At 51.9% G+C, this 10,478-nt stretch carries 6 protein-coding genes and 1 pseudogene; 3 read left to right on the forward strand and 4 right to left on the reverse strand.

Features of this window, described 5'->3' with window-relative positions; genetic code table 11:
- The first annotated feature begins 627 nt into the window (after positions 1-627).
- Together H6G53_RS01875 and H6G53_RS01880 are read left to right on the forward strand one after the other, a co-directional pair.
- Positions 628-2,019 (forward strand): aldehyde dehydrogenase family protein, encoded by a 1,392-nt coding sequence (locus H6G53_RS01875; protein ID WP_190530738.1) that lies wholly within the window; start codon positions 628-630, stop codon positions 2,017-2,019.
- A gap of 159 nt (positions 2,020-2,178) precedes the next feature.
- Entirely contained in the window at positions 2,179-3,816 is a 1,638-nt protein-coding gene (locus tag H6G53_RS01880) for an acetolactate synthase large subunit (protein ID WP_190530739.1), read from the forward strand.
- A gap of 64 nt (positions 3,817-3,880) precedes the next feature.
- Here the strand turns inward: H6G53_RS01880 and H6G53_RS01885 are convergent, their stop codons facing one another.
- From H6G53_RS01885 to H6G53_RS01900, 4 genes are all read right to left on the reverse strand, one after another.
- A complete protein-coding gene (locus H6G53_RS01885; protein ID WP_190530740.1) occupies positions 3,881-5,599 on the reverse strand; it encodes a tetratricopeptide repeat protein in 1,719 nt (572 codons plus the stop codon).
- A 160-nt stretch (positions 5,600-5,759) separates the two neighbouring features.
- Positions 5,760-8,054 (reverse strand): ribonucleoside-triphosphate reductase, adenosylcobalamin-dependent, encoded by a 2,295-nt coding sequence (nrdJ, locus tag H6G53_RS01890; protein WP_190530741.1) that lies wholly within the window; start codon positions 8,052-8,054, stop codon positions 5,760-5,762.
- A 629-nt stretch (positions 8,055-8,683) separates the two neighbouring features.
- Entirely contained in the window at positions 8,684-8,971 is a 288-nt protein-coding gene (locus H6G53_RS01895) for a hypothetical protein (RefSeq protein ID WP_190530742.1), read from the reverse strand.
- 344 nt (positions 8,972-9,315) lie between these two features.
- A complete protein-coding gene (locus tag H6G53_RS01900) occupies positions 9,316-9,732 on the reverse strand; it encodes a hypothetical protein (protein ID WP_190530743.1) in 417 nt (138 codons plus the stop codon).
- 540 nt (positions 9,733-10,272) lie between these two features.
- Here H6G53_RS01900 and H6G53_RS18565 point away from each other — a divergent pair.
- Positions 10,273-10,478: pseudogene (locus H6G53_RS18565) on the forward strand (IS4 family transposase); the annotation flags it as partial.

Here is a 10,478-nt window from a genome sequence, read left to right on the forward strand (position 1 = left end):
CGATTAGGTCACGCGCAACTCAGCACAGTCTTAATCCAAAAAACAACGGCAATTCAAGACAACACCCCTTGGCCCCAGTCGCACAAACTCAGTTGCCAGCGTTCGTAAAGCGCTGCACCCTAGTGACCCATTCACGGCCCATTAACGGTTGGTGTGATTGGGCATGATGTAGTTTTGTATAAGGTTACACGGTTTTTGTGAAGTACCGAGAATTGGGCCCCAAAACCCATCTAGGATAGCAATAGGTGTTGAATGAAACATGAATCGATCATGATCGATCATGAATTTCTTTCAGATTTTTCAATTCTTTTTTCGATCTTGATTATTTGATTCCTGTTCATTGTTTTTTTATTGATTACTTCAGCAATTTCTGAACAATAATTTGGCATTCTCAATTGATGCTCACAATTGATGTTCATAATCAATTTGAATTGCCCACTGATTAGTGCTTAATTACTCGTTGTTTTTTGCTGTTATTTTTATTTGACTAGCCCTTTGTTGACCCTTCAATCAGCTTTTGAGTTAGAACTGGATTAGTGCTTGATTAGTGCTTGATCAGTCCTTAATGAGTTCTGGATCAGTTCTAGAGAGGTTCTGATCAGAGATGGACAAACTAGGAGGTGTCCAGTGGCCATCGCAACCATCAATCCCACAACAGGGCAATGGGTTCAAAGTTTTGAACCCCTCACGGATCAGGCATTAGCCACCAAACTGGAGTTAGCCGATCGCGCCTTTCAGGCTTACCAAACTGTGCCGATCGCCCAACGAGCAGCCTGGTTAAACCAAGTGGCCGATCGCCTGGAAACGGACTGCGAAGCCCTCGCCCAGTTAGCTGTTTTGGAAATGGGAAAACCCCTAACCGCAGCGATCGGGGAGGTGCAAAAATGCGCCGCCGTTTGTCGTTTTTATGCCGATCAAGCAGCCGAATTTTTAGCGGATGAAATGGTTGAAACCGATGCTCACCGCAGCTTTATTCGGTATCAACCCTTGGGCCTCATTTTGGCCGTCATGCCTTGGAACTTTCCCTATTGGCAAGTGTTTCGCTTTGCCGCTCCGGCCCTGATGGCCGGTAACGGGGCCCTGCTGAAACATGCGTCCAACGTGCCGCAGGTGGCCCAAAAGCTAGAGGACTTATTTTTGGCGGGGGGCTTTCCGGCGGGTATCTTCCAAACCTTGCTGATCGGGAGCGATCGGGTGGCGGCCTTGGTGGCGGATCCGCGCGTGGCGGCGGCTACCCTCACCGGCAGCGAAGGGGCAGGCAGCGCCCTGGCGAGCCATTGCGGAACCCACCTCAAAAAAACCCTGCTGGAGTTGGGCGGCAGCGACCCGCTCATCGTTTGCCCCAGTGCCGATTTTGAGCAAGCGGTGGCCACGGCCGTCGCGTCGCGAATGCTGAACAATGGCCAAACCTGCATCGCCGCCAAACGATTCATCACCGTGGGATCGATCGGGCCGGCCTTTGAAGCAGCCATTGCCCAAGCCTTTGCTCGGTTGGTGGTTGGCGATCCGGGCGATCGCGCAACCCAGTTGGGGCCCCTGGCCACGGCCTCAATTCTGGAGGAGTTGGCAGACCAAGTGAGCCGGGCGATCGCTGCCGGGGCCCGGGTGGTGGTTGGGGGCGATCGGGCGGCTCTGCTCGATCGTCTGCCGCCCTCCCTGCAAGGCGGCCACTTCTATCCCCCAACTCTGCTGGCGGACTTGCCCCCCAACGCCCCGATCGCCCAAGAGGAATTCTTTGGCCCCGTTGCCCTCCTTTTCCACACCGAAACCCTCGACCAGGCGATCGCCCTAGCTAACAACACACCCTTCGGTTTGGGGGCCAGCATTTGGACTACGGATTCTTCAGAAATTGAGCAAGGAATTCAACAACTACAAGCGGGCGCTGTGTTTGTCAATAGCCTGGTGAAATCGGATCCGCGATTGCCCTTTGGCGGCATCAAACGTTCCGGCTATGGTCGTGAACTCGCTCGTCAGGGCATGTTGGAATTTATGAACGCCAAAACCGTTTGGGTTCACTAGGCATTTGAAAAAATTGAAGAAGACAAGGGGCTTCAGCCCCTTGCTCCCGTGACGATCTGCCCCTTGCTATGACCCACAGCTACCGTCGTCCTTCAGGAATTGACTCTCAGGAATTGACTCGTTTAAACAACCACCATTGACGATCCCGGAACCTAATCTATGAATACCGCAGAATTATTGGTCAAATGCCTTGAAAACGAAGGCGTGCAATATATTTTTGGACTGCCTGGAGAAGAAAACCTTCATTTGTTAGAAGCGATCAGCCAATCTTCAATTCAATTCATCACCACTCGCCATGAACAGGGAGCCGCTTTCATGGCTGATGTTTATGGTCGATTAACCGGCAAAGCTGGGGTTTGTTTATCCACCTTGGGCCCCGGAGCCACCAACCTGATTACTGGTGTGGCCGATGCCAATTTGGATGGGTCACCGGTCGTGGCGATCGCGGGACAAGTGGGCACCGATCGAATGCATATTGAATCCCATCAATATTTGGATTTGGTGTCAATTTTTGCCCCAATTACCAAATGGAGCAGCCAAGTCGTTCGCCCCAGCAACACCCCGGAAATTATTCGCAAAGCCTTCAAACGGGCCCAAAGTGAAAAACCCGGCGCTGTTTATATTGACGTGCCCGAAAATATTGCTGCCATGGCCGTGGAAGGCAAACCCTTAGCCACGGATCAGAACGAAAAAACTTTTGCTTCTTTCAGTGCCCTCAATTCAGCAGCGAACCTGATTGCTAAAGCAAAAAATCCCCTGATTCTGGCCGGCAATGGAGCCATTCGGGCCCGGGCCGATCAAGCGGTCACCGAGTTTGCCACCCAATTGCAAATTCCGGTGGTCAACACCTTCATGGGTAAGGGCATTATTCCCTACACTCATCCCTTAGCCCTGTGGACAACGGGACTCCAAAAACGGGACTTTATTACCTGTGCATTTGAAGCCGCTGATTTGATCATTGCGATCGGCTATGACTTGGTGGAATATTCACCCAAGCGCTGGAATCCTTACGGCTCTATTCCAATTATCCATGTGGGTGCAATGCCCGCTGAAATTGATAGTAGCTACATCCCCCAAGTGGAAGTGGTAGGCGATATTTCTGACTCGTTGTTGGAGCTGTTGCGACGTACCGATCGCTCCCACCAACCAGAACCCTTTGCGGTTCAATTGCGGGCTGAAATTCGTGAGGATTATGAACAATATGCAGGCGATCGAGCATTTCCGATTAAGCCTCAAAAAATTGTTTACGACATTCGGCAAGTGCTGGCCCCCGAAGATATTCTGATCTCCGATGTGGGGGCCCACAAGATGTGGATTGCACGGAATTACCACTGCGATCGCCCCAATACTTGCCTCATTTCCAACGGGTTTGCAGCCATGGGCATCGCAATTCCGGGAGCCGTGGCCGCCAAACTGGTGCATCCCGATCGCAAGGTTTTGGCCGTGACTGGTGATGGTGGCTTTTTGATGAATTGCCAGGAATTAGAAACCGCCCTGCGCATTGGCACTCCCTTTGTCACGTTGGTTTTCAATGACAGTGGCTACGGACTCATTGAGTGGAAACAACAGGATGCCTTTGGGCGATCGCGCTACATCAAATTTGGCAATCCTGATTTTGTGAAATTTGCCGAAAGTATGGGCTTAAAAGGCTATCGGGTGGAGTCTAATGAAGCCTTAATGCCGATTTTGAAACAGGCCTTGGCAGATTCTGTGCCTGCTGTGATTGATTGCCCTGTGGACTATCAGGAGAATTTCAAGTTTTCGCAAAAATCTGGCAATTTACATTGCTCGATCTAACCTGCAATTTCGTCTTCACCCTGTGACCTAATCTTTAACTCAAGGCAATCACCATGATCGGAATCTAGGATGCGGTCAACCAATGATTCAGGGTCGATCGCACCTGTTGCAAGGGTTCTGACCAATCGCCCGGTTTTGCTTGTCGAAACAGCCGCATGGTGGGATACCAAGGAGAATCGGGGCGATCGAGCAGCCACCGCCAATCACAGCGGGCCGGCAGCAACACCCAAGTGGGCTTGCCCAACCCACCCGCTAAATGCACCACCGAAGTGTCCACCGAGATCAACAAATCAAGCTGTTGACAAATGGCCGCCGTATCCGCAAAGTCCTGAATCCAGGGACTGCAATCCACTAAATTGAGGTTTGGAAATTGACCGATCAAGGGTTGATAGTCCTGGGCATTTTTTCCAACTTGTAAGCTATAAAGCATCACTGGAAATTCCTGCAAAGCTTTCAGCAAAAGCTCGCAAGGTAGGGACTTATCAAGATAGATATCATGCAGTTCGTCTTCCACTCGATAGCCACTCGCCCAAACAATGCCAATCTTTTTGGGTTTTGTGGGTAATTCCTTGAAAGGTGGCGGCAGTGGCCAGGCAGGATCAACGGTTAAGTAGGGAATTTTGTTGGGAATTGTTGCCCAATCGGTCTTGCATTGGTGGGGCAAGCTCAAGAGGGGCGATCGATAGTCTACGCCGGGAAGAATTTGCCCTGGTTCCAATACCGGCAAGACCCGATCGATGGCGGGTAATTGGGCAAAAAGTCGATGCAAAACGGCAGGGCCACTAAACCAAATGTTTGCTCCCCAGCTTGCTAATAAATCCGCATAGCGAATGAATTGCAAAGAATCTCCTAGCCCCTGTTCTGCCTGCAAGAGAATGGTGCGGCCATGTAGCGATTCTCCTTGCCATTGGGGATGGGGTAATTCTGGGGGTGGTTGCACCGTTGCCCAGCGCCATTCATATTCTCGAAATCCTTCAGTGAGTTGCCCCAACGCCAAGAGAATATGGCTTAAATTCCAATGACTTTTGGCATCTTGCAGATTATGCTGAATCGCATTCTGAAAGGCTGAAATGGCTTGTAAATAATCAGCCTTTTTCCAATAGAAATTTCCTAAATTGTAATGATAATTGGCAGCTTGAGAATCAAGGGCAATTGCTTTTTGGTGCGCTGTTTCTGCTTCAGTCCATTGCCCCATTGCGGTTAAAGCACAACCCAAATCACTCCAGTAGCTGGCTTGTTGGGAATTGAGATTCAGGGCGTTTTGATAGGCCTGAATAGATTGGTCATAGGCTCGATCGAGATAGGCCGCTTTGCCGAGCCGAGCCCAGGCTTGGGCCAAGCGATCGGGCAGTCTTGGATCGGGACAACCCTGAGCGATCGCCCGTTGGTAAATCTGAACTTCCGCCGCAAAATCCTGGCTTTTTTGGGCAACCCAACCCCAGTTAAAATAGGCTTCCCAGCATTGGTGATCTTGGGCGATCGCCCACTCATAGCACTGGCGAGCTTGGGCTAATTTTCCCTGCTGAGCCAGTTGATTACCCAATTGCAAATGGTCACGACTGCTCACCAATTGCGGGTCAAGTTCCAGGGCCCGCCACTGATCGGTTGCCGCTCGTTGAATGTTTCCCAATTGGTGAGCCAGGGCCGATCGCTGCACCCAAAAACTGGCGCGATCGGGGGCTAATTTCAATGCTTGGGCCAAGGCGCGATCGGCCGCGGCCAGTTGACCGGCGGCCCACAAATCCGTTGCTAATTGCTGATATAACTCAGCAGCATTCGGCATGTGGCACAACCGATCGCGCCATTTCGCAATGATCGAACTCAAAATCACCCCAAAACCAACCCAAGACAGACTTTAGTCTAGGATGGCCGGGGCGCTGAAAATCAGCCATTTGGGCTGACCACCACAGCCCCAGCCTCAACCGGCGCGATCGCCCCTGGCCCTAGCCCTTCGTTTCTGGCAGCAGGCACTTGTCCGAATCGCAGCCCGCCGGGCCCGCTTCCGCCATTTCGCCCTTGTCATAGCGTCGCAGGGCCTCATGGAAACTACTGATCCGCCGCCGTTGCAGCACTGCATCGTGCATTTCCTGATAGGTTTCCCGCGAAATTGGCTCGAAGGGCAACCGGGGGAAGGTTTGCAGATCGTCAAACCGGGCCAGCAACGCCGCCGAGATATAGCCCTCATCGTTTTGGATCGCCTGGTGAATCCGGCGGCCCAACGGTTCGATTTCCGGCTCCCGCAGTTCGATTGTGGCGCTGGTGTTGTGGGTGGTGTAGTGGGTTTGTACCTGCATGTAGAAGTCAAACTGAGCCAGGGCGCTGAACTGCTCGATCGCGATCGTGTCCGCCCCCGGCAAGTCTGCCCAAGACACCGCCACCGGAATTTCCACCAGCCACTCAGTGCAGCGCGGATCGAACGGATCATTCAGCAAGTTGCCGTTTTCATCCTTATCGGACTGGGACGGCACAATACTGTAGCCATAGTCCAGACAAGCCAACGCCACCGGATCGTTTTTGCGGAACGTGATCCGCCGAATGAACCGCGCGGCCTTGGGTGGGTGCCAACCGGGTGAAGCCCCCGTCAACAGCGATTTTGTGCCCGAGGGTTGCACCGTTGTGCAGCGGTTGGGGCGGCGCAAACCGTGGCGATCGCAGTAGTCCCAAACCGTTTGGTGGACAATTTCCCGCCAACGGTTGAGGTATTGCCGCTCCTGATCTTTAAATTCCAAACCTTGCACGGTGTCCGGGCGACCCGCTTCCCACCAGCGCAACCAATCGACCCCAAAGGCTTGCACAAAGAAATCGAACAAACCAGTGAAGGAAACGCCCACGATCGGGTCAATCGATCGACTGTATTGGTAGCGCTCTTCTTGGAACCGGTGGTTGAGCAAACCTGCCACCGACAAGGCCCCAGCCTTGAAGGCATCCTCTTGGGTTTTGTAATCCTTTGGGTCAATTTGATTGAGATGAATCTCTGACAAATTGCAGTGAAAATCAGAACCCAAAATTTCGCCGCAGGGATTGAGTCCAATGCGTTCAAGCCTATGAATTAATTCTTTTTCGTCAATTTCACTGCTTTTTTGAGCAAGCCATTTTTTTCCATTTCCTTCTTGAAAAGCAAGAATGAATGCTTTCTTTTCATCGTCTCCAGCGATTAAATCGGCATTGCTGCGGGCGATCGCTTCGCCAGCCCATTGAATTGCACCTTCGCCGGAATAGAACTGCTTGCGAACCGCGTCGATGCACTCCGTTTCTGTGGGTTTTTGATGAAAAACACGGGTATGATTCGCCATCCGAAGTGAGTCGCGATCGGGATCAATTCGCCAATTCCCCGCCTCATCCTGCTGCCATAAGTTATCTTTGGCTTTGGCTCCCAGTTCATCAGTGCTGTTGAACTGACGCATTCCGGCACTTCTTCTTATGTTACCTGCTACAATTGTGACAGCCGCTTCGTCGATCAATAGGCAGCATTCCACCGAGGTGAGTTGCCGACCGATCGCCCGGTTCAAGATGCGAGTCACCCGATCGTAGAGTTCCGGCAGCTTGATCGGGTTAGCCACGCCGCCGAAGCCCCGGAGCGTTTCGCCCGCCGGCCGGACGTTGCTGAGGTCGATCGCCACTTGCACTTCACCATCAAAGCGCTCATCGCTGCACAGATCCAGCAAGGTTTGGTACGACTTCACCCAGCCCTGGCGACTGTCGCCCACCACCACGCGCACCGCGTTGCCAACGATATCCACCGTTGTTTCCTGCAAGCGTTGACCCACCGGAACCGTACCCAGCTCGCCCGTCACCGTCACGGTGATTGAGTTGCGCACTGGCGGGAGCTGTTCAATGTAGCGCGGTTCCAGCACGCCGCCCGTGCCACAGCCCATCATCGCCAAGTCCATCATCAGCCCAAAGGCTTTCCAGTCGATGACATTGGTGCTGGTGCAGTTGTAGGCTCCTGAAAAGTTTTGTGGGTTTTCCAGCCAGTCCGTGCCCCCAACCCACAGCCAACGCCCCGACGGCAGCGCCACAATCCGCTTCTGCATTCGATCGAGCAGGCTCGCTTCCTGATCGGAAAGATTGCCCAACTTGACCAAGCCGCGCAGGGTGCGATCGGTCGTTTGCTGCCACGATTCCCGCTCCCCGTCCATCCGACGGCTGTAGGTGCGGTAAAACACCGGGTAGGCGGTGGGGGCGTGGTCAGGGAAATCGACGGGTTGCTGCTGAGCGCGGTTCAGTTCTTGCACCATGGGATTGGCTGTGAACAACAGTTGAGACGACACGAAAGGCCGCTGGTCATCGATCAACGCAAGATGTAGCGTTGATCGATGACCAGCCGATCCAATAAACACCAAATCTGGGTGACTTGTAAATGATTGTTGCCAGGGTGATGGTGAATCCGCCACCAGTCAACGACGATTTTCGTATTTTTGCCACCCTGGGGCCCACTTGGGATGGATCCTGAGCCAGTTGTCTAGGTTGCCGCGCAGTTTCTGGCGCATGGTTGCTGAAAAATTCACTTGCTTCTAGTGAAAATTCAGAAATGCGAGGTGAAAATTTCTGCGTCTGGGCTGGGACTTCTCTGGGGCTGATGGATGGTTGGTTGGGGTGATTGGCTGAGTGCCGAAAGCCGTGCGATCGGGCTGGGGCGGATTTTTGGGGCGATCGACTCGATGATTTTGGGTCGTTGAGACTCTGTTGAAGGTAACCCGGACGTGGAGAATTCAGGTCAATTGTTTCTAAAAATTCTTATCAAGATTTTCTGTAAGATGAGTAATTTTCATGGAGCTGAAATTAGGAAGTCAGAATACAGAAAAAGATTAAGTTTTTAGGAAAATCGTTTGCTGAACTGAGAGTTTAGCAACTCAATTCAAACTGGCTAGGCGGGATGCAAGGTGCGATAGATCCACCACCCGATCGCGAGGCCGACTCCAGCCGCTAGGGTGAGCAAAGTAACGGCTAATCTTTTGTTGATTCCCAGGTTGTCAACTGTGAATTCTGGGAACAGAACCAAGCTGAGGGGCCAGCTCACCCACCAGAGCGCCGCAAACCCCCATCCATAGCCACTGACCAATTCCCAGGATCCCTGCCACAGAACGACCCCAGCCCCAGCGACAGTCCAGGCGATCGCCACGGCCCTCACAGCCAGCAATGCAGCAGCACCCACGATATCCCATAGAGCTTTTGAGGTGCGATCTTGCGGTGTAGATATCAGATTTGGAAACAGTCTAGATGTCAGTCTAAAGGCATGGCCAAGCACATTAAGTAGATAGTCAAGAGCTGCATATTCAGCCCAAAAACAAGCTCCAGACCCGGCTAAAACTGCGATGAAAACCAACCCGCTAAGCGATGGCAGTTGGGTGACTGAGGCGCTAACACCAATCCCGATGATGGTGTACGAGATGATGCAATTCAGCAGCAATTTCGCAGCGATCGCCATCTAACCGAATCTCCTGGGTGCAGCGTTGTCTCACTTGTTGTTTTCCGCGACTGCATTTCCTCCAAAACCATCTAGGCGGGATGCACGGCGCGATAGATCCACCACCCGACCGCCAATCCGATTCCAGCCGCCAGGGTTGGCAAAACAATCGCTAACCCTTTGCGGTCTTTCATTTCCCCAGCCGCGAATCCTGAGAGCATACCCAAGGTCAGGGGCCAGCTCCCCCACCACAGACCTACAAACACAAATCCATAACCACCAATCAACTCCCAAGATCCCTGCCATAAAGCTACTCCAGCCCCAAGCACCGCCAAAGCCCAAGCCCCAACCACAGCCCACACCAACTCCAACTCCCAAGCCCAAGCCCAAGCCCAAGCCACAGCCAAAGCCCAAGCCACAGCCAAAGCCCAAGCCACAGCCAAAGCCCAGTTGATTAGTGGTGATGGTGGCACACTGACACCAATCCCAATGATTGTGTAAGCGATCACAGAACCCAGAAGCCACCCCCAAGGAATACCAGATGAATCCCTCTTATCGACTTTATCGACGGGCAGTCTGGATCTACGGGCGGGCGATCTGGATCTACGGACAGGCGGTTTGACTTGCTCTTGGAGAGATCTCTCGTCGGTCAGCTCAGGCAGCGGGGAAGATTGCTCAGTTGATTCGGGAGCTTTGATTGGATTATCAGCAAAATCAAATATCTGAAGATTCAACTGTATTGCGGTTGGCGGAAATAACGCAGGAGGCAGAAGTGTTGAATCTAAACACAAAACTTCATACTCTAGGCAACAAGAGTTTCTGGCAGTAAATCATAGCTCCAATGACTGATTGAGCCATAGCGACCGAGTACAACTTGCAAATATCGCAATTTATCTAGTAGCGTCTGACTATAGAATTGCGGCAATTCTATTAACTGCAAGATGGCATAAGCAATTAAGATCCAGAAGTGTTGAATGACAGATTCAGGTTATAAAAAAGGGGTAAGAAGATGTAATTCTTACCCCAAACAATCAAAAAGTAGTACACCAATGTTACGCTCATTCTCTCAAATCGTCAAACCTATTCTCAAAAGCTTACCTGAGCATGATTACCCAGTACTCAGCAGTCGGAGATTTTTTGAGATCTGGTTGACCTTCATTCTTGATCAAGGTTTGATGAGCATGAGAGACCTATTTTTCAAGCTCAATCACACCGGTATCTCAGTAGACATATCAACGTTTTCCAAGGCTTGTAA

Origin of the sequence: Limnothrix sp. FACHB-406, assembly GCF_014698235.1 — a bacterium.
Classification (GTDB): Bacteria; Cyanobacteriota; Cyanobacteriia; order CACIAM-69d; family CACIAM-69d; genus CACIAM-69d.

Coding starts and splice junctions, on each gene's coding strand:
- H6G53_RS01880 (WP_190530739.1), top strand. CDS start 2,179: ATGAATACCGCAGAATTATTGGTCAAATGCCTTGAAAACGAAGGCGTG.
- H6G53_RS01885 (WP_190530740.1), bottom strand. CDS start 5,599: ATGCCGAATGCTGCTGAGTTATATCAGCAATTAGCAACGGATTTGTGG.
- nrdJ (WP_190530741.1), bottom strand. CDS start 8,054: ATGGTGCAAGAACTGAACCGCGCTCAGCAGCAACCCGTCGATTTCCCT.